Genomic DNA, 20,485 nt, shown 5'->3' with positions numbered 1-20,485 from the left:
GACAGGGCCTCTCACGGCTACTGCTTACCGCACAGCGAGACGACCTTCTGCTCTTCCTCCGAGAGGCTGGGGCCGGTGCTGGGAGTGGGTGCGGTCGTGGTCGGGGGCGTGGACTTCTCCGGTGCCGACGGTGAACCCGACGGGTTGGACGGGTTCGGCGTCGGTGTGGCCTTGGACGTGAAGGAGGCGGGAGTGGTTCCCGTGGTGCCCCCGGCCTCGCCTTCGCCGGTCTTGGAGTTGTTCTTGCTCTCGGCTTCGCGCCGCTGCGCTTCCTTCTTGCACGCGGAGGCCTGCACCGACAGTTCCTGGATCTTCGCCTGGGCGTCCTTCAGACCGCCCTCGGGGATGGTCGCCTCGACCAGCTTCTGCTGGTAGGGCGGCAGGTACTTGAGTTCGATCTCGGGGTGATCCTTCTCGACCTTCGAGAGCGAGACCCAGGCCAGGTCCTGGCTGATACCCCGGTACAGCGCGACGTGTTCGTCCTCGGCGCCGACGTAGTACTGGGTCTGTGTCCAGCGGTATCCGCCGTACAGGCCGCCGCCGACGAGGGCCAGCGCGAGGACGCCGTAGAAGGATCTCTTCAGCCACCGGCCCTTTTTGCGGGGCTTGGTGAAGTCGTCGTCGCCGTAGTCGAAGCCGGCTGCCGGGATGTAGCCGGTGGTGTCGCCGGAGCCGGGCGGGCCGAATTCGCCGCCGCCCTGGCCGTGTCCGTGGCGGCCGAGGCCGGAGGCGCGGCCGGCGGGGGTCTGCATGATGCCGTTGTCGTGCAGCTGGTGCTGGTTCTCGGCGACGGCGCCGACCACGACGGGGGTGTCGGACAGCTGGCCCGCGAGGGTGTCGCCGGTGTCGAGGTCGAGGACGTCGGCGATGATGACCGTGATGTTGTCCGGGCCGCCGCCGCGCAGCGCCAGCTCGATCAGGTTCTGGACGGTCTCCTGGGGGCCCTGGTAGCTGGCGAGGGTGTCTTCCATGGTCTGGTGGGACACCACGCCGGACAGGCCGTCGGAGCAGATGAGGTAGCGGTCGCCGGCGCGGACCTCGCGGATGGACAGGTCCGGCTCGACGTGGTCGCCGGATCCGAGGGCGCGCATCAGCAGCGAGCGCTGCGGGTGCGTGGTCGCCTCCTCCTCGGTGATGCGGCCCTCGTCGACCAGGCGCTGCACCCAGGTGTGGTCCTGTGTGATCTGTGTGAGGACGCCGTCGCGGAGCAGGTAGGCGCGTGAGTCGCCGACGTGGACCAGGCCGAGGCGCTGGCCCGTCCACAGCAGGGCGGTGAGGGTGGTCCCCATGCCCTCCAGCTGGGGGTCGTCCTCGACCATGGAGCGCAGTTGGTCGTTGGCGCGCTGTACGGCTGTGCCGAGAGAGGTGAGGATGTCGGAGCCGGGGACGTCGTCGTCGAGCGCGACGATGGTGGAGATGGCCTCGGAGGAGGCGACTTCACCGGCCGCCGCGCCGCCCATGCCGTCGGCGATGGCGAGCAGGCGCGGGCCTGCGTATCCGGAGTCCTCGTTGCCCTCCCGGATCATGCCCTTGTGCGATCCGGCCGCGAAGCGCAGTGACAGACTCATGCGCACCTCGCCTGTCGGCTCCGGGTACAGCCGGTCGTGTCGAGCCACACTGCCCACCCTCCGGTCGGGAGCGCGCGGGGGGCCGGGGTGGGGCCCGCCACTGCGTGCTCGCTCCGCTCGCGCCTATCCATGATGTAGCACTACTTCCGCAGCTCGATGACGGTCTTGCCGATGCGGATCGGCGCGCCCAGCGCAATCGGTGTGGGAGTCGTCAGCCGGGACCGGTCCAGGTACGTGCCGTTGGTGGAGCCGAGGTCCTCGACGATCCACTGGCCGTCGCGGTCCGGGTAGATCCTGGCATGGCGGCTGGAGGCGTAGTCGTCGTCCAGCACGATGGTCGAGTCGTGCGCGCGGCCCAGGGTGATGGTCTGGCCCTGGAGCGCGACCGTGGTGCCGGTGAGGGTGCCCTCGGTCACGACCAGCTTGGTGGGGGCGTTACGGCCGCGCCGGCCGCCGGCGGGCTGCTGGCGCTGCTGCGGTGGCGCCTGGCGGGCGGCGGCCTGCTGCTGGCGGCCCGCCTCGCGGCGCGAGCCGCGCTGGGTGACGCGCGTACCGAAGAGGTCGCTGCGGATGACCTGCACGGCCACGATCACGAACAGCCACAGTACGGCCAGGAAACCCAACCGCATGACCGTGAGGGTCAGCTCTGACATTGCCCCCGCTTCACCCTTCGGCTTGCCGGTAAATGATGGTGGTGCTGCCCACGACGATCCGCGAGCCGTCGCGGAGCGTAGCGCGGGTGGTGTGCTGCCCGTCCACCACGATGCCGTTGGTGGATCCGAGATCCTGGATCGTCGAGGGCGTTCCGGTCCGGATCTCGCAGTGCCGGCGGGAGACGCCGGGGTCGTCGATCCGCACGTCGGCGTCGGTGCTGCGGCCCAGTACGAGGGTTGCGCGGGAGATCTGATGGCGGGTGCCGTTGATCTCGATCCAATGGCGGGTGCGTCCGCCGGACGCCGGGGCGGCCGGGGCGGCCGGGGACCGCTGGCCGCTCGCGGCGGGCGGGTAGCCGTAGCCGCCGGGGCGTCCGCCGGGCGGCGGCGCGGCCGGCATGGGCGGGGCGCCGGAGGGTGCGGCGGCGGGCGGGTAGCCGTAGCCGCCGGGGCGTCCGCCCTGCGGGGCGGCGGGCGCGGCGGCGGCGCCGCCTCCCGGGCCGCCCTGCTGGCTGCTGGAGGAGGCGAGCGTACGGCTGCGCACCCGGTACAGGCCGGTGTCGAGGTCGTCCGCCTTCTCCAGGTGCACCTTGATGGGGCCCATGAAGGTGTAGCGCTGCTGCTTGGCGTAGTCGCGCACCATGCCGGCGAGCTCGTCGCCGAGCTGGCCGGAGTAGGGGCTGAGGCGCTCGAAGTCCGGTGTGCTCAGTTCGACGATGAAGTCGTTGGGCACGACCGTGCGGTCGCGGTTCCAGATGGTGGCGTTGTTGTCGCACTCACGCTGGAGCGCTCCGGCGATCTCCACGGGCTGGACCTCGGACTTGAACACCTTGGCGAAGGTGCCGTTGACCAGACCTTCGAGACGCTGCTCGAATTTCTTCAGGACTCCCATGGGGCACCTCCTCCGTCGCTGCCGTCCTGTGTACTGCCCTGCGGGCCGCTTGCCTGGTACTGCTTACTGATCGTATCCACGCGCCGCTCGATCGGCTGGTTCCCCCTGTCGGCACCGCCGACGGGTGTCGACGCAGGACGAAGTTCCCTGTGGAGCTCTCCTTCGAACTCTCCTCCGGTGCTACTGCTGCGCGTAACCGCCTCGTGTATGCCTGACAAGGATCGTAGAGGCGGTGGAAGACCAGTGTCCCGCACCTGACTGTGGACCCGGACCCCCTCCTGCGGAGACGGCCGCTACCGGTACGAGGTTGATACGTGAACCGGTACGCCTTGATACGTGGCAGGGACATCGATGGCTCGGTGAGGTCTCTGCCTGCGGGGATAAGGGATGTGAACCCACCCCTTCCAGCGTGCTAATGTTCTGGGTGTCGGAAGGCGCCGGCCCCCAAGGGAAAGACGCCCAGGACACACCCAATGCGCGGGTGGCGGAATAGGCAGACGCGCTGGATTCAGGTTCCAGTGCCCGCAAGGGCGTGGGGGTTCAACTCCCCCCTCGCGCACCATGAGGTACGGGTCTCTGTAGTGACGGAAGTCACGGCAGGGGCCCGTTTCTCGTTCCCGGACCGTTGTGAAACATCACACAGCCCGGCCAGGTCGTATGGCAGGCCCCGCCCGTGAGGTAACTCACGGGCGGGGCCTGTCGGCGTCTGCGAGGCCGTCGGCGGCGCCGTTCCTGGGGTTCAGAAGGCGTAGCGCACGCGGAGCCAGGGCGTGTGGTGGTCGATCAGGGCGCGCAGGGTGTGCACGGCCTCCGCTTTGACCTTGTTGCGGTAGCGGATGTTGAGGGCGCCGTTCTCGGAGCGCTTGGGCTGCTGGAGCTCGGGCCGCCACAGGGCTTCCTCGGCTCGGGGGTGCCAGCCGAGGTTGACCTCGTGCAGGTCCCGGTTGTGGGTGAGCATGATCACCTCTGCGGCGGCCTGCTGCTTGACCCGCGGGGGCAGGGTGTCGTCGAGGTGGGTGAGCAGCTCGGCCCAGGCGTCCTGCCAGCCGGGGCGGACGACCACGGGCGAGAGGTTGAAGTGCACTTCGTATCCCGCGTCCAGGAAGTCCGCCGCGGCACCGATGCGCTCGGCCACGGGCGAGGTGCGCACGTCGAGCAGCCGGGCGTCGTCCGGCGGCATCAGCGAGAACCGGATGCGGGTGCGGCCACGCGGGTCGAGGGCCAGCAGGCCGGGGTTGACGAACTTGGTGGCGAAGGACGCCTTGGCGGTGGGCCACTGCCGGAAGGCGTGCACCAGGTCCGCGGTGTTGTCGCTGATCAGGGCGTCCACCGAGCAGTCGCCGTTCTCACCGATGTCGTACACCCACGCCTCGGGGTCGCACTGGTTCGGCTCGGCCTTGGGCCCCTGCCGTGCGATGTGCCGCGCGAGGTGGGCGATGATCCGGTCGATGTTGGTGAAGACGGTGATGGGGTTGGCGTATCCCTTGCGCCGGGGCACGTAGCAGTAGGCGCAGGCCATGGCGCAGCCGTTGGAGGCGCCGGGAGCGATCCAGTCCGCCGACCGGCCGTTGGGGCGTGTGGTGAGGGTCTTCTTCTCGCCCAGGACCAGCGTCTCTCCCTTGACGCGCACCCAGCGCTCGACGTTGCCCTCGTTGCCGTGCAGCCCGGGGATGCGCCAGTGGGAGTCCACCGTGGTCATCCGCGCCTCGGGGAACCGGGCGCTGATCTGGCGCCCGCGCGGGGACGCGGCGGCTGCGGGCTCGGCGTAGATCTCCCGCACGCGCAGCAGCCTGCGCGCCGCGGCGGAGGTCCGGAAGGGCGAGTGCGTGCCGGGAGCGGCGGGGCCGGGGGTGAGGGCGTCGAGCCCGAACAGTGCGCCGGAGGCGTCGTCCGGGGTGCCGGACGGGTGGTGCATGAGTGCTCCCGTACGGATGCGTGCGAGGGGGGAGGGGCCGCCCGTCACCGGGAGGCCGGTGGATGAGTTGTGCCGACTGAGCCGGACACCCGTGGCGCGGGGCCGTCGGGTGGTGATGTGATCGCAGGCGCTCGCCGCGATCATCTCCGTGGCCGCCTCGGTTGCGCCTGGCGGCGATGCCCCATGGTGTGCGCGCCGCACCTGATCTCCAGTCTACCGGCGTGTCGCCTGCTGGAGCCGGGCCTGGGCCCGGGTCCCTCCCTAGGCCCTGGACCGTCGCCGCGTTGTATAAAAACCAGCGAGTTGGTTTCATTGCGTCGCCATCAGAGCCCTGCAGGGGAGCCACGGGTGACCAAACAGGACCGGGCCGTCCGGACCCGTCTCGCGCTGATCCGGTCGGCGGCCGCACAGTTCGAGGCCCATGGGTACGTCCGGGCCGGCCTGGCCCGGATCAGCGCGGGAGCCGGCGTCAGCTCCGGTGCGCTGCACTTCCACTTCGCCGACAAGGCCGCCGTCGCCGAGGCCGTCGAGGACGCTGCCGCCCGAGCTCTGCGCGAGGCCGCGGGCCGCGGTCACGGCGGCGACGGCTGCGCTCTGCAACGCCTCGTGGACGCCACGCACCACGTCGCCCGGCTGCTGTGCGCCGACATCGTGGTGCGGGCGGGTCTGCGGCTGAACGTGGAAGGGGCCGCCGGGCGGGTGCGGGACCTGCGCCGGGAATGGCGGGAGTGCGTGCAGGGGCTGCTGGCCGAGGCGGAGCGCAGGGGGGAACTCGCCGCCGGTGTGACGCCGCAGCGCACCAGCGTCGTCGTCGTCGCCGCCACGACCGGCCTCGAGGTGCTGGCGCGGGAGGACCACGACTGGCTCGCCCGGCCTTCGCTGACCGACCTGTGGCGGTTGCTGCTGCCGTGCCTGGCGGCGCCGCGGCTGGCGGGGGCGGTGGATCCGGCGGGGAGTGATCCGCCGCGGAGCGAATCGGCGGGGAGTGATCCGCCGCGGAGTGACCTGGCGGGGAGTGATCCGGCGGGGCGCGGGCCGGTCCGCCGGGGCGGGCAGGCGGAGGCGGGCAGGGCGGGGCTCGCGCTGCGGTAGCCACCCGCCCTTGGCCGACAGTGGGTGATGCTGTGGCCAAAACAAACCGGATGCCAAGTTTTTTCCCTCCGCGGATCGCACGATGGTCCCCCAGCCTCTGGACCAAGGAGCGATGAGTCATGGCACAGCAGGCCTGCCCCTTCCTGTCGATCGACCCGTCCGGTCAGGATCTCTACGGCGAGATATCCCGGATCCGTGCCCGGGGCCCGGCCGTGGAGGTCGAACTCCCCGGCGGCGTACGGGCGTGGTGGATCTCCGGCCTGGAGCTGAACAAGCGGCTCCTGGCCGGACCCGAGACGAGCAAGGACGCCTTCCAGCACTGGCCGGCCTGGATCAACGGGGACATCTCCCGCACCTGGCCGCTCGCCATCTGGGTCTCGGTACGCAACATGGTCACCGCCTACGGCTCCGACCACACCCGGTTGCGCAAGCCGATGGCCGCCGCCTTCACCAAGCGCCGCGTCGACGCTCTGCTGCCGCGTGTCCAGGAAATCGTCGACCGGGCGCTGGACGCCCTGGAGCGGATCCCGGAGGGCGAAGTCGTCGACCTGCGGGCCGCGTTCGCGGCGCCCGTTCCGCACGAGGTGGTGTGCGAGCTCTTCGGCGTACCGCCCGGCCAGGACGGCCCCCGCGCGGCCCTCTACCGCATCATCAGCCGCTTCTTCGACACGGCGATCTCCCTGGAGGACGCCCAGGCCAACGCCGTCGACCTCTACGGCACGCTGACCGCGTTCCTCCAGCACAAGCGCGAGCACCCGGCCGACGACCTGACGACGGCGCTCATCGCCGCGCGCGACGAAGGCAGCCTCAGCGAACAGGAGTTGATGGACAACCTGATCCTGCTGCTCACCGCGGGCTTCGAGACGACCGTCAACCTCATCGACAACACCGTGCACAGCCTCCTCGCCCACCCCGGCCAGCTCGACCTCGTCCGCTCCGGGCAGGCGACCTGGGAGGACGCCCTGGAGGAGTCGCTGCGCTTCGAGGCGCCGGGCGCCATGTCGGGCCTGCGCTACGCCGTCGAGGACATCGAGATCGAACCGGGCCTGACCATCCCCAAGGGCGACCCGCTCGTAGTCTCCTTCGCCGGTGCCGGGCGCGACCCCGAGCGGCACGGGCCGGACGCCGGACGCTTCGACGTCACGCGCGGCACCAGCCGGGACCACCTGTCCTTCGGCCACGGCGTGCACCACTGCCTGGGCCGGCCCCTGGCGATGGCCGAGGCGACCGCGGCCCTGACATCGCTGTTCACGCGCTTCCCCCGGCTGGAACTGGCCGATCCGGCGCATCCGCCGAAGCGGCTGCGGTCCATCATCTCCACCGGCCACGAGGAACTGCCGGTGCTGCTGCACGGCCGGGATCCGCACCGGAGCCCGGAGGAAGGTGAGGCGGAGGTCGAGGCGGAGGTCGAGGCGGAGGCGGAGGTCGAGGGGGAGGTCGAGGCGGAGGCGGAGGTCGAGGGGGAGGTCGAGGCGGAGGGGCAGGGGGAGGCGATCAGGAAACCCTCCGGCCGTCGAGGAACGCGCGGTACCAGGGCGCCGCGCGGGTGAACGCGGCCGCGAACCCCTCACCGGGCGAGCAGCCGAGGTCCTTCCAGAACGCGTCGTCCACGAACCAGTGGTCGACGGTGAGCATGCCGAGGTGGTGAAGGGCGAGCGGTGACCCGGCGGCCCGGTCGAGGGCGGTCACGACGTCCACGGCCGTACCGCCGCCGGGCTCCCCCAGCTCCCGGGAAACGGCGGCCAGCAGGTCCGCGACGGGCACCGGCTCGGGGTGGTTGACGTGGTGCGCACCACCGCCGGACGCAGGGGAGAGCGCGGCGGCCACCACCGCACGGCCCAGGGTGTCGACGTCGATCATCGACTGGAGCGCCTCGCAGCCGGTCAGGGGGGCCGACAGTTCCTTCATCAACCACACCAGCCCGGGGATCACCCAGCGGTCGCCCTCGCCGTAGACGAGGTGCGGGCGCAGCACCAGGCCGCCCGCGTCGAGGACGTACCGTTCGGCGGCGGCCCTGGTGCGGCTGGTGGGTGACGCGGGCGCGATCGGCACCTCCCCGGGGCGTACGCCCCGGAAGGGGCCCCGGCCGTGGACGGCGGCCGTACTGACGTACACGATCCGGCGCACTCCGGCGCGCACGGCCTCCTCGACCAGGGCACGGGTGCCGTGTTCGTTGACCGCCTGGACGGTTTCGGCGTCGCCGCCGACCTGTGTGGCGCAGTGCACCAGGACGTCGGTGTCCGCGCAGGCCCCGCGCAGGGAGGGCGGGGCGCAGAGGTCGCCGTGGACGTACTCGGGGCCCTGGGGCGCGTGCCGGGACAACAGGCGTACATGGACGTCCGGTTGCCGTTGTGCCGTGGCGGCGACCCGGCCGCCGACGAAGCCGCTCGCGCCCGTGACCAGAACCTTGACCGTCACGACAGGGACCGTGCCCGGGCCGGCCGGGCGGCGGTCAGGCCGGCGGTGAAGACGGACGCGCCGTCCTGCCGCCCCGAGACCCGTACGGTCACCTCCCCGGGGCGCTCGTCGAAGACCTCGGTCTCGATCCGGCACGGACTGTGCAGCTCCGCGTAGTGGGCGAACTCGGCCGTCAGCGTGCCCGGCAGGAAGGGGCGCAGGCCGGACGCGGCGGTCGCGGCCTGGCGGGCCGCCTCGAACAGGACCATGCCGGGGACGTGGTCGTTGGGCCGCGGGAAGAGGACCGGGTGTCCGGTGTCGACGCGCAGGTTCCAGACGCCGGGGCGGTCGGCGGGGGCGAGGACGACGTCCTCGGCGCGGGACCGTCCCGCGGCCTGCGGGGCTATGCCCGCCAGGACTGGAACCGGCGTGTCCAGGGCGTTCAGCCGCCCCGCCCGCAGGCGGCGATAAGCGCGCGGTGAGGTGCAGCCGGTGCTTCCCGTGCCGTGCGCGACGAACCGTCCGGCGCGGCGGAACTCCATCGTCGTCCGCATGCTGCGCAGTCCGCGGCCGCGGCGGCGGATCTCGGAGCACACGACGTCGAACTCGACCGGCTCGGCGGCCTCCGCCAGCAGCAGCGCGGTCGGGTCGACGCGGACCGTCAGGTCCCACATGACGAAGTGGGTGTCGGCCGGGGCGCCGAACTCGGCGTGCGCCAGCACCATCGAGGCCTGCCGCAACGTTTCGCCCACGATCATCGGGTCCTGGTGCCGGTCGTCGACGGGGCCGAAGAAGGGGTGGGCGGCCGGCCACTGCGCGGTGAAGCGGAAGCGGGTGTCGGAGATTCGGGTCCACCAGGCGGGGAAGACGTCCGTCTCGGTGGTGCGATGGGCCAGTTGCCGGGTGACGGTGGTGGTGTGCGAGTGGGGGGCGGGGCGGCCGGTGACGGGATACGGCGGTACGGGTTTCTCGGAGGCGGTTGCTGTGGGGGCGGGTTCCGCGGAGGCGGTTGCTGAGGGGGTGGGTTCGTCGGAGGCGGTTGCTGAGGGGGCGGGTTTCTCGGAGGCAGGCAGTGACGCGGCGGGTTCCTCGGAGGCAGGCAGTGACGCGGCGGGTTTCTCGGAGGCAGTCGGTGACGCGGCGGGTTCCTCGATGGCGGTACCCGAGGGTGCGGGGGCGTCGGTGGCGGAACTCGGTGGTGCCGTTTCTCGGGTGACGGGGTGGTGTGGCGGATTCTCGACGGTCGTAGCGGTTCCGTTTGCCGGACGGCCCCCGCGTCCGGTCTGATCCTCCGTGAGTGCGCTTAAAGGCCCTGTCTGCGGCATGAGAACCCCCAGGATCGGCTGCCTGGCCGCGATCGACGCTTGACTAAGATACGGACGAGCCGGTTTTTTTCAAAGGGTGAGCCAAGCCGCTGGGACAGGCTCTCGCGCCCTCGCCACACAGCGACTTCACAGGGATCGACCAAGCTCAGGAGGCACCGATGGCGCGACAGGAGCGCGCGATCCGCACCCGGCGGACCATCCTGGAGGCGGCCGCGGCCGTCTTCGACGAACGCGGCTACACCTCGGCGACCATCGGCGAGATCCTGGACCGGGCAGGCGTCACCAAGGGCGCGCTGTACTTCCACTTCGGCTCCAAGGAGGAGCTGGCGGTAGGAGTGTTCGAGGAGCAGCTCGCGATCGCGCTCCCGCCGCAGTCCAGCAAGCTCCAGGAACTCGTCGACTCCGGCCTGGTGATGGCACGTCGGCTGCGGTCCGAACCGCTGGTGCGGGCCAGCGTCGGGCTCGCCCTCGACCAAGGGGCCATGGACCTCGACCGCACCCCGGCCTTCCGGATGTGGATCGACCAGAACACGCAGTTGCTGACCGAGGCGAAGGCGCGGGGCGAGCTGCTGCAGCACGTCGACGTGGCGGAGACGGCGGAGCTGCTCGTCGGCAGCTTCTCCGGGGTTCAGCTGCTGTCCCAGCTGCGCTGCCAGCGGCAGGATCTGGAGCGCCGTGTCGTCGTACTGTTCGAGCACTTCCTGCCCAGCATCACCGTGCCAGCGGTGCTGGCCCGGCTCGACATCTCCGCGGACCGGGCCGATCGGTTGCTGGCGCAGGTGCGGATGGAGCAGGAAGCGGCCGTGGCCGTGGAGGCGGAGGCCTCGGTGCCTTCGGGGGCGTAGCGCGCAACCGCAGCGCGGGCCGGTGGCCGCAGCGCGGGCGGGCACGGGTTGTCCACAGCTGTGGAGTTGTCCACAGGGTCTGACGCGTTTCGGCCGCCGGTTGTACGGTCGGCACGAGTTGATGTTCGTGCGCGTGCGGGGGAGGCGGTCGGGATGACCAGGGCTGGAGCTCAGGACGAGGGCAGGGCCATGGCGAGGGACGGGGCGCAACGCCGGCTGCCCAAGGTGCGTGGCTTCGCCGAGTGGCCGGCCGAGGGCTCGCCCAAGGACGAGGGCAAGGCCCTGCGCAAGCGGATCCCGCGCAGCGCGCACGCTACGCTCGACCTGGACGCGTCCCGGCCCGACGCGGTGAGCGCCGTCGAGGAGTCCGGCCGCGGGCGGCTGCCCGACTTGGCCCCGATCCGGGTCGGCCGCATGACCGCCACCCCGTTCGCGTTCCTGCGCGGCTCGGCGGGCCTCATGGCGTACGACCTGGCGCGCACGCCCATGACCGGGATCCGGGCCCAGATCTGCGGCGACGCCCACGCGGCCAATTTCGGCCTGTACGGCGACGCGCGCGGCGGCCTGGTCATCGACCTGAACGACTTCGACGAAACGGTGCCCGGCCCCTGGGAGTGGGACCTCAAGCGTCTCGTGGCCTCCCTGGTGCTCGCGGGCCGGGTGGCGGGCGCCGACGAGGACCAGTGCCGCAAGGCGGCTTACGACGCGGCGGGCGCCTACCGCAGGACCATGCGGCTGTTGGCCAGACTCCCGGTGCTCGACGCGTGGAACGCCATCGCGGACGAGGAACTCGTCTCCCACACGGACGCCCATGATCTGCTCGGCACACTGGAGAGAGTCGCCGAGAAGGCCCGCCACAACACCAGCGGCCGCTTCGCGGCCAAATCGACCGAGACCACCGAAGACGGCGGACGCCGCTTCGTAGACGCCCCGCCGGTGCTGCGACGGGTTCCGGACGCCGAGGCCGCGGCCGTGGCGGCATCGCTGGAGGAGTACGTAGGCACCCTGCAGGAGGACCGCCTGCCGCTCCTCGCCCGGCACGCCGTGCAGGACGTGGCCTTCCGGGTCGTCGGCACGGGCAGTGTCGGTACCCGGTCCTACGTCGTGCTGCTCCTGGACCACCGGGGCGAGCCGCTGGTGCTCCAGGTGAAGGAGGCGCGGGCGTCGGCGCTGGTGCCGCATCTGGTGACCGCCGGTTTCGAGACGCCGGAGGCCGGTCATGAGGGGCGGCGGGTCGTGATGGGCCAGAAGCGGATGCAGGTCGTGAGCGACAACCTGCTGGGCTGGACGACAGTCGACGGCTTCCCCTTCCAGGTCCGCCAGTTCCGCAACCGCAAGGGCAGCGTCGATCCGGCCGCGCTGGCCGCCGACCAGATGGACGACTACGGCCGCATGACCGGTGCGCTCCTGGCCCGAGCGCACGCACACAGCGCCGATCCCCGGCTCATCGCCGGGTACTGCGGCAAGAACGAGGAGCTGGACGAGGCGATGGCGGACTTCGCCGTGACCTACGCGGACCGGACCGAGGCGGATCACGCGGAGCTGGTGGCCGGGGTGCGGGCGGGGAAGGTCGCGGCGGAGGTGGGGGTGTAGAGCCTGCGGGTTCCCTTGCGGGGTGCGGGGTGCGGGGTGCGGGGTGCGGCTGCGGGGTCCGCGTGCGGGCTGTGGGATGCCGGGTGTGGGCTGTGGGCGTGTGGCTGGGGTTGCTGTTGCGGGCGTGCGGCTGCGGGGTGCGGTGGTCGGGGGCTGTGACTGTGGGGATCACCGGCTGCCGCTGTGCGGATCGTCGGCTGTGAGTGTCTGGATCGTCGGCTGCGGCTGTGTGGGTCGCGGACCGTGGTTGTGGCTGCGGGGCGCCGGCTGTGGCGCTGCCGTCGGGTGCGACCGGTCGGGGCTGCCCTCCGCGGCGTAGGCGGGGCCGGGGCGTCACCTAGGCTGGTCGGGTGACGACCCCGGAAGCTGAGCAGGATGGCGGCGACGCCGCACGGCCCGAGGCGCGGCTGGAGCGGGCCGTGCGGGCCGCCGAGCAGGCGTTGATCGAGTACGAGATCGCGGTGGAGACCTTCCGCGTCGAGGTCGAGAACTTCTCGCGGCTTCACGAACAGAAACTCGGCCCGATCTACGCCCGGCTCGAGGAACTGGACGCCCGGATCCTGGAGGCCAGAGCCGCCCGCAGCGGCGACCCCGCGGACCGGCAGCGGGCGGAGGAGGCCAGGGCGCGGCTCGCCCCCATCCCCGGCGTCGAGGATCTCCTGCACGGCTGGATGGACGGCAGCGGTCTGTTCCCGGAGGCCTCCGCGATGCTCACGGACCAGCCGGTCCGGCCCCCGCAGCGGGTCCGCCCCAGCGAGGAGGCCCGCAAGCTCTACCGCGACCTCGCCCGCAAGGCCCACCCGGACCTGGCGCAGGAGGAGAAGGAACGCGTGCGGCGCGAGGAGTTCATCACGCGGGTCAATGCCGCCTACGCCAGGGGCGACGAGGCCGAGCTGCGTGAACTCGCCGAGGAGTGGGCCAAGGGACCCGAGCTGCAGCGGGGCCCGAGCCGCGCCGAGGAGCTCTACGCCCGGCTCGAATGGCTGGCCCAGCGCAAGGAGCTGCTCGGCCTGCTCGCCAGGGAACTGGAGGACAGCGCGATCGGCCACATGCTTCAGCTGGCCCCGGACGACCCGGACCGGCTCCTGGACGAGATCGGGCAGGGGCTGCTCGCCCAGGTCACCGAGCGCGAGACGGAGCTGGCCGCGCTGCTCGGCGAGGGAGAAGGCCAGGGCCAGGCCTGAGCCGTGCCCCGGCGTGGGCGCGGACCGGTTCGGGTAGCGTCGGAGGCATGAGTTTTGGAGCTGGTGTGCCCACGGTCGCGGTCGCGGACCTCAAGGACGGCGACTTCCTGCTGGACGTCCGGGAGGACGACGAGTGGAAGGCCGGCCACGCCGATGGGGCGCTGCACATCCCCATCAGCGAGTTCGTCGCCCGCTACGGCGAGCTGACCGAGGCCGCCCCGCAGGATGGCCGGGTCCATGTGATCTGCCGCTCCGGAGGCCGGTCCGCACAGGTCACGATGTACCTGGCCCAGCAGGGCATCGACGCCGTGAACGTCGACGGCGGCATGCAGGTGTGGGAGGCGGCGGGCCGTCCCGTCGTGACGGACGACGGGCAGCAGGGGTTCGTCCTCTAGCGCCGCGTGCCTAGGCCCGCCCGCTCGGGCTCGCCTGCCCGGATCCGCCCCGCTGGACTTGCCTGCCTGGGCTCGCCCGCTTGGGCCCGCTTGGGCCCGCCTGCCTGGATCCGTCCGCCTGGATGGGCCCCGCCCCAACCCGCCCGCGCTTGAACCCGCCCGTTCTCGTCAGGCCAGTGGGTGGGCCGCCAGAAGGTCGCCCAGGGCCTCTTCGTGTGCCGAGGCGGGGCCGAGCGACAGTTCCAGGTGCTTGGCCCAGGCGTGGTAGCGGTGCAGGGGGTAGTCGACGTCAGCGCCGAACCCGCCGTGCAGGTGCTGCGCGGTCTGCACGACCCGGCGTACGCCCTCCGCCGCCCAGATCTTCGCGACCGCCACGTCCCCGGCGGCGGGCAGCGGGCCCGGGGCCCCGGAGGCGATCCGCCACGCGGCCTGCCACAGCGTGGCCTCCATGGCGCGCAGGTCGATGTAGCGGTCGGCGGCCTGCACGGCGACGGCCTGGAAGGTCGCGATCGGGAACCCGAACTGCTCCCGCTTGCCCGTGTAGTCCGCGGTCATCCGCAGCACGCGCTCCCCGAGGCCGAGCGCCAGCGCACACGTGCCTGTGACCAGCAGATCCCGCAGCCACTCCCACGCCCCGTCGGCGTCGATCACGTCCCGGGCGGCGAGCCGTGCCGACTCCAGCCGCAGCTCGCCGAGCCGCTCGCCGCTGGTGGAGAACTGCTCGGCGAGGACGGTTCCCTCGTGACCGTGCGGCACGAGGGCCAGCACGGTCCGGCCGGTCCCGGTATGCGCGGGGACCAGCGTGATGTCCGCGTCGTGGGCCCACGGCACCGCCGTCTGGACCCCGTCCAGCACCCAGGTCCCGCCGTCCTGCCGGGCGGTCACGGCCTGCTCGGCCGGGTCGTGGCCGGTGCGGCCGTGCGCGGCGACGGTCAGCACGCTCTCGCCCCGGCCGGCCCGGGCGAGCAGGTCCGCCTTCGCCTCTTCGCCGCCGTAGGCCTGGACGGCCGCCGCTGCCGCACTGCTCTCCAGCAGGGGCACCCTGGCCAGGACCCGGGCCGACTCCCGCAGCACCAGACACAGCGCGATGGCGTCCAGGCCGGCCCCGCCGTACCGGGCGTCGAGCAGCAGGCTCAGCAGGTCCGCGTCGGCGAGTCTGGCCCACAGGGCCTGGTCGTAGGTCTCGGCGACGGCGCCGGGGGTGAGGGCCGGGCTGGGCACGGCGTCGGGCGCGACCCCGGCGAACACGCCCCTCGCCGCCTCCGCCGCCGCCTGCTGCTCCTCGGTAAAGGTGAAGTCCACGGTGCCTGTCCTTCCGGCGATCCCGTTGAGCTGACGGGGCGTCAAGATAGAACAGGTTCTAGAAGAAGGGAATGGGTGTACGGACGGGCGCCGTAGGGTGTCACTCTCGTGGACGACCGGCCCGGGCGCCCTGTGGATAACCTGCGGGGGTCCCCTGTGGACCAGGGGGACCGCGGTCCCGACCGGTCGCGCTCGCCGTACGGTCGGCCTCCGCGGTGTGGCGACGGCCACGGCGGGACCTGCGGGCAGGGGCTGTGCCCGGGTGGGCGTCCTGAGTACCGTGCCCGTGCCGACGCCGCGCAGTGCCGCGCGGGCGGTGCGACGCCCTCGCGGCCGGGCGGACGGAACGACGGACCGGGATCGTGGAACGGGGCGGAATGGACGCGTACGACGAGGGCTCGGACGCCCGGCACGGCCCGGACGTGCCGAGTCGGCCGGTCCCGCCCGGGGAGGGCGGGGAGGGTGGGGAGCGGCGCGCACCGGCGGAGTCGGCCGGTCCGGGCGCGCCTTCCGATGCCGCCGGTCCCGGTGCGCATCGCCCGGCCGCCGGTCCGGATGGGCCTTCCGAGGCATTCGGTCCCGGTGCGCCTTCCGGGGTCACAGATCCGGCCCTGCCGCCCGGGGCCCCCGATCCAACCGTGCGATCAGGGCCCGCAGAATCGGCGGGGCTCGCTGGGCTGCCTGGGCCCGCCGGACCTTCCGGGCTCGCTGGGCCGTCCGGTCCCGCCGCCGGACCGCCCGGCCCCGCCGTCCCGTACCCGTTCGGCGAGCCCGGTACCGGCGTCGCCGCGCTCTCCCTCCGCTACCGGATCGGGGTCGCCCTGGCGCTGGCGGTCGTCGCCGTCGGGGTGTGCGTGCATCTGGGGATGACGTTCCTGCACGTCGCGCCGGCGAACACGGTCACCAAGGCGCACGGCGAGGCCGTGGACGACTGGATCTACCCGGAGTTCGAGCAGAACTGGAAGCTCTTCGCGCCGAACCCGCTGCAGCAGAACATCTCGATCCAGGTCCGCGCCGGGGTCCGGGGGCCGGACGGCATGACGATGACCACCGGCTGGTACGACCTGTCCGCCGAGGACGGCAAGGCCATCGACGGCAATCTGCTGCCCAGCCACACCCAGCAGAACGAACTGCGCCGGGCCTGGGACTTCTACGTCGCGACGCATGACAGCGAGAACCGTCCGGTGGGCCTGCGCGGTTCGCTCTCGGAGTCGTATCTGCGCCGGATCATGGTGCTGCGTCTGGACCGTGACGACGCGGTACGGGCCGCGACCGGGGGCGACGGTGTCGTCGAGCGGGTGCAGGTGCGTTCCCGGACCAGCAACGTGCCGCCGCCCGGGTGGAGCCGGGAGAAGGTCTCCACGACGCCGTCCTACCGGGAGTTGCCGTGGTGGAAGGTCCCGCAGGACGAGGCCGCGGGAGGCGTGCGGTGAACCGCTTCTCGCTGGCCGTCTCGGGCGGTATCGCCCGTGTCACCGAGGCCGCCCTGGGCCCCTACCAGACGGCCGTCATCCGTATCGGCTTCAGTGCCACCTGGCTGCTGTTCCTGCTCCGCGAGCTCCCCCACCGCCACGAGCTGTACGGTCCCGACGGCCCCTGGAACTGGGATCTCGCCCAGCAGTTGATCGCGTCCAACGGCGCCTTCACCGCGCTGATGTGGTCGGACGGGCGGGTCTGGTTCGAGATCGTCTACGCGCTCGCGGTCCTCTCCGGCGTCCTGCTGATGCTGGGCTGGCGCACCCGCACCATGTCGGTGCTGTTCATGGTCGGTGTGCTGTCGCTGCAGAACCGCAGCGTCTTCATGGGCGACGGCGGCGACAATGTGCTGCACCTGATGTCGATCTACCTGGTCTTCACGAGGTGTGCCCAGGTGTGGTCGCTGGATGCCCGGCGGGCGGTGCGGGACCGGGCGGCCCGGGCGCGGGGCGAGCGGGTCACGGACCGGACCGGGCCGGTGCTGTGGGGCGTGCTCGGGTTCGTGCTGGTCGCCGTCACCCTGGCCGGCCGGATGGAGATCGACCGGCTGATACCCGCCCTGCTGTGGACGGTGTGGGTGGTGCAGGGCTTGTGGTGGCTGGTCGGGCGGCGGGCCGGGACCGGTGAGCCGCGGATCCTGCTGGACGTGATCGGCAACGTCGTGCACAACGGCGCCCTGCTGGTGATCATGGCCGAGGCGTGCCTGATCTATGCGACGGCCGGCTGGTACAAGGTCCAGGGCTCCCGCTGGCAGGACGGCACCGCGGTCTACTACCCGCTCCACCTGGAGTACTTCTCGCCCTGGCCGGGGCTCGCCGATCTGCTGTCGGCCAGCGGCACGATGGTGATGCTGGTGACCTACGGGACGGTCCTGGTACAGGTCGCCTTCCCGTTCACCCTGTTCAACCGGCGGGTGAAGAACGTCCTGCTGGCGGTGATGATGACCGAGCACGCCGTGATCGCCGTGGTCCTCGGTCTGCCGTTCTTCTCGCTGGCGATGATCGCGGCGGACGCGGTGTTCCTGCCGACGGGCTTCCTGCGCCGCCTGGGCGGCCGGGCGGCACACGCGCGTGCCCGGCTCGCGCGCCGGGGCCGGCGGGTGTCCCTGCCCGGGCAGCGGGCCCATGAGAAGCCCGACGCCGAGCACGTAGGCTCCGGGGCATGACCGACCCCGTGACCCTCTGGCACCGGCTCGCCGGCGACACCGTCCTGCTCGACGGGTTCCACGCCCTCAAGCACGCGCTGCGTTTCGGTGCCGAGGTGCCGGTGGCGGTCACCGCGGACCGGGTCGCCGCGCTGACCCTGGCCGACGAGCTGGCGCCGGACGTACGGGACGCGCTGGCCGGGCTGCTGACGGAGGTCCCGTACGCGACGTACACGTCGTTCGTGCCCCGCCCGCACCCGACGGCGGTGGCCGCCCTGGCGGTGCGGCCCTCCCGCGAGTCCAGCCTCGAGAAGCTGGCCCGGGCGCCCCGCACGGCCCCTGTCGTGGTCCTCGACAACCCGCGCAACCTGGGCAACGCGGGTGCGGTGATCCGTCTGGCCGCCGGTTTCGGGGCGACCGGTGTGGTGACGACCGGGACGGTCGACCCCTGGCATCCGACGGTCGTGCGCGGCGGGGCGGGTCTGCACTTCGCGACGGCGGTGGAGCGGCTGGCCGCCGACGAGCTGCCGCCGGGCCCGCTGTTCGCCCTGGACCCGGAGGGCGACGACATCCGGGGCGTCAAGCTCCCGGACGACGCCGTCCTCGCGTTCGGCTCCGAGCGCACCGGCCTGTCGGCCGAACTGCGCGCCCGGGCGGACCATCTGCTGTCCCTCCCGATGCGCCCCCAGGTCAGCAGCTACAACCTGGCGACGAGTGTGGCGATGACGCTCTACCACTGGAGCGCGGGCTTCGGGGCGTCCCTTCAGGGGCGCGGGGAACTGCGCGACCGACCCACCACGGTCGCTACTCGCGCGACGACGAGAACCCCCGAGCTCCTGGAGGACGACAGGCCCTCTGGGCGCCTCTAGGCGTCCCGCCGCACCTCGACCACCCGGAACCGGTTGGCGACGAACGCCCCGTCGCACAGTGCCGCACTGGCCGCCGGATTGCCGCCCGAGCCGTGGAAGTCGGAGAAGGCGGCTGTCTGGTTCACGTACACCCCGCCCGTGAGGTTCAGCGACAGCTGCGCCGCCTCCTCCAGGCAGACCTCCTGGACGGCCTGCTCGACCTCCGGGTCGGTCGTGTAGGCCCCGACGGTCATCGCGCCCTTCTCACGGACGGTCCGGCGCAGCAGCTCCGCGGCGTCCGTGGCCGAGTCGACCGCCACGGCGAAGGACACCGGTCCGAAGCACTCGCTCATGTAGGCGGCCTCGTCGTCCGGCTTGGCCCCGTCCAGCTTGACGATCACCGGCGTGCGGACGACCGCCCCCGGGAAGTCCGGGTTGGCGATCTCGCGGGAGGCCAGGGCGACCTCGCCCAGTCCCGAAGCGGCCTCAAGCCGGGCCTTCACGTCCGGGTTGACGATCGCGCCCAGCAGCGCGTTCGCCCGGGCGTCGTCGCCCAGCAGACCGTCCACGGACCTGGCGAGGTCCGCGACCACCTCGTCGTAGGACTTGGGGCCCTGGTCGGTGGCGATGCCCTCGCGGGGGACCAGCAGGTTCTGCGGGGTGGTGCACATCTGGCCGCTGTAGAGGGACAGCGAGAACGCCAGGTTGGAGAGCATGCCCTTGTAGTCGGAGGTGGAGTGGACGACGACGGTGTTGACGCCGGCCTTCTCCGTGTAGACCTGCGCCTGGCGGGCGTTGGCCTCCAGCCAGTCGCCGAACTCGGTCGAGCCCGTGTAGTCGATGATGCGGATCTCGGGGCGCAGGGCGAGGGTCTTGGCGATGCCCTCGCCGGGGCGCTCGGCGGCCAGCGCGATCAGGTTCGGGTCGAAGCCGGCCTCGGTGAGCACCTCGCGCGCGACCTGCACGGTGAGCGCGAGCGGCAGCACCGCGCGCGGGTGGGGCTTGACCAGGACGGCGTTGCCGGTGGCGAGGGAGGCGAACAGGCCCGGGTAGCCGTTCCACGTCGGGAAGGTGTTGCAGCCGATCATCAGGGCGATGCCCCGCGGGACCGGTGTGAACTGCTTGTTCATGGCCAGCGGGTCGCGCTTGCCCTGGGGCTTGGTCCACTCGGCGTTGTCGGGCGTGCGCACCTGCTCCACGTACGCGTACGCCACGGCCTCCAGGCCGCGGTCCTGGGCGTGCGGTCCGCCCGCCTGGAACGCCATCATGAACGCCTGGCCGGAGGTGTGCATGACCGCGTGGGCGAACTCGTGGGTCCGGTCGCTGATGCGCTTGAGGATCTCCAGGCAGACCACCGCGCGCTGCTCCGCGCCCGCGTCGCGCCAGGCCCGCTGTCCGGCCTTCATGGCGGGCAGCAGCACGTCGAGGTCCGCGTGCGGGTACGTCACGCCGAGGTCGACGCCGTAGGGGGACGTCTCGCCGCCCACCCAGTCGTCCGTGCCCGGCTGGCCGAGGTCGAGGCGGGAGCCGAGCAGGGCGTCGAAGGCGGCCTTGCCCGCCGCCGCGTCCAGGCTTCCGTTCTCCCCGTAGGCCTTCGGGTGCTCGGGGTGCGGGGACCAGTACGCGCGGGTGCGGATCGCTTCCAGCGCCTGGTCGAGGGTGGACCGGTGCCGGGCGATCAGCTCGTGCGCCGAGAGTGCGGCGGTCATGGGTGACCAACTCCTCGTCTCAAGAACTCCTCGTCGAGTTCATGACCTGGGCAGAAACCTGGGCAGGAACACTCGGACAGAGCTAGAGTAACCGAACGATCGGTCGGTTCAAGGGGGTCCGCCGCATCTGTGGAAAACCCCGTGCGG

At 72.1% G+C, this 20,485-nt stretch carries 17 protein-coding genes and 1 tRNA gene; 10 read left to right on the top strand and 8 right to left on the bottom strand.

The genetic code is table 11. The annotated features are described in order from the left end of the window. Positions 1-17 precede the first annotated feature (17 nt). The 3 genes from ACFY9S_RS06685 to ACFY9S_RS06675 form a co-directional block, all read right to left on the bottom strand. A complete protein-coding gene (locus ACFY9S_RS06685) occupies positions 18-1,568 on the bottom strand; it encodes a Stp1/IreP family PP2C-type Ser/Thr phosphatase (RefSeq protein WP_391123775.1) in 1,551 nt (516 codons plus the stop codon). Positions 1,569-1,708: 140 nt separating this feature from the next. Then, on the bottom strand, positions 1,709-2,221 hold the full coding sequence (locus ACFY9S_RS06680; protein ID WP_033309926.1) for an FHA domain-containing protein: 513 nt from the start codon (positions 2,219-2,221) through the stop codon (positions 1,709-1,711). Positions 2,222-2,231: 10 nt separating this feature from the next. Beyond that, the gene (locus ACFY9S_RS06675) at positions 2,232-3,113 is read right to left on the bottom strand and encodes an FhaA domain-containing protein (protein ID WP_391123773.1); all 882 of its coding nucleotides are present in this window, start codon (positions 3,111-3,113) and stop codon (positions 2,232-2,234) included. A gap of 475 nt (positions 3,114-3,588) precedes the next feature. On the opposite strand from ACFY9S_RS06675, the gene ACFY9S_RS06670 reads away from it, so the two are divergent. Then, positions 3,589-3,675: transfer RNA gene (locus tag ACFY9S_RS06670), tRNA-Leu, on the top strand. Positions 3,676-3,852: 177 nt separating this feature from the next. On the opposite strand, the gene ACFY9S_RS06665 is transcribed toward ACFY9S_RS06670, so the two are convergent. Then, positions 3,853-5,028 carry a spore photoproduct lyase family protein gene (locus tag ACFY9S_RS06665; RefSeq protein WP_391123771.1) on the bottom strand — a complete coding sequence of 392 codons (1,176 nt, stop codon included), beginning with the start codon at positions 5,026-5,028 and terminating at the stop codon, positions 3,853-3,855. A 348-nt stretch (positions 5,029-5,376) separates the two neighbouring features. On the opposite strand from ACFY9S_RS06665, the gene ACFY9S_RS06660 reads away from it, so the two are divergent. Beyond that, positions 5,377-6,120, top strand: coding sequence for a ScbR family autoregulator-binding transcription factor (locus ACFY9S_RS06660; protein ID WP_391123769.1), 744 nt, complete (start codon positions 5,377-5,379; stop codon positions 6,118-6,120). A gap of 119 nt (positions 6,121-6,239) precedes the next feature. Then, complete coding sequence (locus tag ACFY9S_RS06655; RefSeq protein WP_391123767.1) at positions 6,240-7,670, top strand: cytochrome P450; 1,431 nt, start codon at positions 6,240-6,242, stop codon at positions 7,668-7,670. On the opposite strand, the gene ACFY9S_RS06650 is transcribed toward ACFY9S_RS06655, so the two are convergent. After that, positions 7,615-8,538 (bottom strand): NAD-dependent epimerase/dehydratase family protein, encoded by a 924-nt coding sequence (locus ACFY9S_RS06650; protein ID WP_391123765.1) that lies wholly within the window; start codon positions 8,536-8,538, stop codon positions 7,615-7,617. The two genes, ACFY9S_RS06655 and ACFY9S_RS06650, sit on opposite strands and share 56 nt — an antisense overlap. Continuing rightward, positions 8,535-9,842 carry a ScbA/BarX family gamma-butyrolactone biosynthesis protein gene (locus ACFY9S_RS06645; RefSeq protein WP_391123763.1) on the bottom strand — a complete coding sequence of 436 codons (1,308 nt, stop codon included), beginning with the start codon at positions 9,840-9,842 and terminating at the stop codon, positions 8,535-8,537. The genes ACFY9S_RS06650 and ACFY9S_RS06645 overlap by 4 nt, the downstream gene beginning before the upstream one ends. 158 nt (positions 9,843-10,000) lie before the next feature. Here ACFY9S_RS06645 and ACFY9S_RS06640 point away from each other — a divergent pair, with 158 nt between their 5' ends. The 4 genes from ACFY9S_RS06640 (at position 10,001) to ACFY9S_RS06625 (ending at position 13,859) form a co-directional block, all read left to right on the top strand. Beyond that, a complete protein-coding gene (locus ACFY9S_RS06640) occupies positions 10,001-10,687 on the top strand; it encodes a ScbR family autoregulator-binding transcription factor (protein WP_391123761.1) in 687 nt (228 codons plus the stop codon). A 153-nt stretch (positions 10,688-10,840) separates the two neighbouring features. Then, positions 10,841-12,280, top strand: coding sequence for a DUF2252 family protein (locus ACFY9S_RS06635; RefSeq protein WP_391123759.1), 1,440 nt, complete (start codon positions 10,841-10,843; stop codon positions 12,278-12,280). A 350-nt stretch (positions 12,281-12,630) separates the two neighbouring features. Continuing rightward, positions 12,631-13,464 (top strand): hypothetical protein, encoded by an 834-nt coding sequence (locus ACFY9S_RS06630; RefSeq protein ID WP_391123757.1) that lies wholly within the window; start codon positions 12,631-12,633, stop codon positions 13,462-13,464. A 65-nt stretch (positions 13,465-13,529) separates the two neighbouring features. After that, positions 13,530-13,859: a rhodanese-like domain-containing protein gene (locus tag ACFY9S_RS06625; RefSeq protein ID WP_102914166.1), complete on the top strand. Its 330-nt coding sequence runs from the start codon at positions 13,530-13,532 to the stop codon at positions 13,857-13,859. A gap of 168 nt (positions 13,860-14,027) precedes the next feature. On the opposite strand, the gene ACFY9S_RS06620 is transcribed toward ACFY9S_RS06625, so the two are convergent. Beyond that, on the bottom strand, positions 14,028-15,161 hold the full coding sequence (locus ACFY9S_RS06620; protein ID WP_391123755.1) for an acyl-CoA dehydrogenase family protein: 1,134 nt from the start codon (positions 15,159-15,161) through the stop codon (positions 14,028-14,030). A 377-nt stretch (positions 15,162-15,538) separates the two neighbouring features. Here ACFY9S_RS06620 and ACFY9S_RS06615 point away from each other — a divergent pair, with 377 nt between their 5' ends. The 3 genes from ACFY9S_RS06615 to ACFY9S_RS06605 are packed head-to-tail and all read left to right on the top strand — an operon-like array spanning position 15,539 to position 18,650. Beyond that, positions 15,539-16,594 (top strand): DUF5819 family protein, encoded by a 1,056-nt coding sequence (locus ACFY9S_RS06615; protein WP_391124247.1) that lies wholly within the window; start codon positions 15,539-15,541, stop codon positions 16,592-16,594. Next, entirely contained in the window at positions 16,591-17,802 is a 1,212-nt protein-coding gene (locus ACFY9S_RS06610; protein ID WP_391123753.1) for an HTTM domain-containing protein, read from the top strand. Before ACFY9S_RS06615 ends, ACFY9S_RS06610 begins: the two co-directional genes overlap by 4 nt. Further along, positions 17,799-18,650 carry a TrmH family RNA methyltransferase gene (locus ACFY9S_RS06605; protein ID WP_391123751.1) on the top strand — a complete coding sequence of 284 codons (852 nt, stop codon included), beginning with the start codon at positions 17,799-17,801 and terminating at the stop codon, positions 18,648-18,650. The genes ACFY9S_RS06610 and ACFY9S_RS06605 overlap by 4 nt, the downstream gene beginning before the upstream one ends. On the opposite strand, the gene paaN is transcribed toward ACFY9S_RS06605, so the two are convergent. Next, complete coding sequence (gene paaN, locus ACFY9S_RS06600) at positions 18,647-20,338, bottom strand: phenylacetic acid degradation protein PaaN (protein WP_391123749.1); 1,692 nt, start codon at positions 20,336-20,338, stop codon at positions 18,647-18,649. The genes ACFY9S_RS06605 and paaN overlap by 4 nt on opposite strands. Between the last annotated feature and the right edge of the window lie 147 nt (positions 20,339-20,485).

This window comes from Streptomyces sp. NPDC012474, assembly GCF_042955185.1.
GTDB lineage: Bacteria > Actinomycetota > Actinomycetes > Streptomycetales > Streptomycetaceae > Streptomyces > Streptomyces cahuitamycinicus.
Note: the sequence above shows the minus strand (reverse complement) of the source record. Positions and strands in the feature narration are given on the sequence as shown.

Bases quoted from the DNA above. Each gene is read 5' to 3' on its own strand.
- ACFY9S_RS06675 (WP_391123773.1), bottom strand. From the start codon at position 3,113: ATGGGAGTCCTGAAGAAATTCGAGCAGCGTCTCGAAGGTCTGGTCAAC.
- ACFY9S_RS06615 (WP_391124247.1), top strand. From the start codon at position 15,539: ATGGACGCGTACGACGAGGGCTCGGACGCCCGGCACGGCCCGGACGTG.
- ACFY9S_RS06665 (WP_391123771.1), bottom strand. From the start codon at position 5,028: ATGCACCACCCGTCCGGCACCCCGGACGACGCCTCCGGCGCACTGTTC.
- ACFY9S_RS06635 (WP_391123759.1), top strand. From the start codon at position 10,841: ATGACCAGGGCTGGAGCTCAGGACGAGGGCAGGGCCATGGCGAGGGAC.
- ACFY9S_RS06680 (WP_033309926.1), bottom strand. From the start codon at position 2,221: ATGTCAGAGCTGACCCTCACGGTCATGCGGTTGGGTTTCCTGGCCGTA.
- ACFY9S_RS06645 (WP_391123763.1), bottom strand. From the start codon at position 9,842: ATGCCGCAGACAGGGCCTTTAAGCGCACTCACGGAGGATCAGACCGGA.
- ACFY9S_RS06685 (WP_391123775.1), bottom strand. From the start codon at position 1,568: ATGAGTCTGTCACTGCGCTTCGCGGCCGGATCGCACAAGGGCATGATC.
- ACFY9S_RS06655 (WP_391123767.1), top strand. From the start codon at position 6,240: ATGGCACAGCAGGCCTGCCCCTTCCTGTCGATCGACCCGTCCGGTCAG.
- paaN (WP_391123749.1), bottom strand. From the start codon at position 20,338: ATGACCGCCGCACTCTCGGCGCACGAGCTGATCGCCCGGCACCGGTCC.
- ACFY9S_RS06605 (WP_391123751.1), top strand. From the start codon at position 17,799: ATGACCGACCCCGTGACCCTCTGGCACCGGCTCGCCGGCGACACCGTC.
- ACFY9S_RS06640 (WP_391123761.1), top strand. From the start codon at position 10,001: ATGGCGCGACAGGAGCGCGCGATCCGCACCCGGCGGACCATCCTGGAG.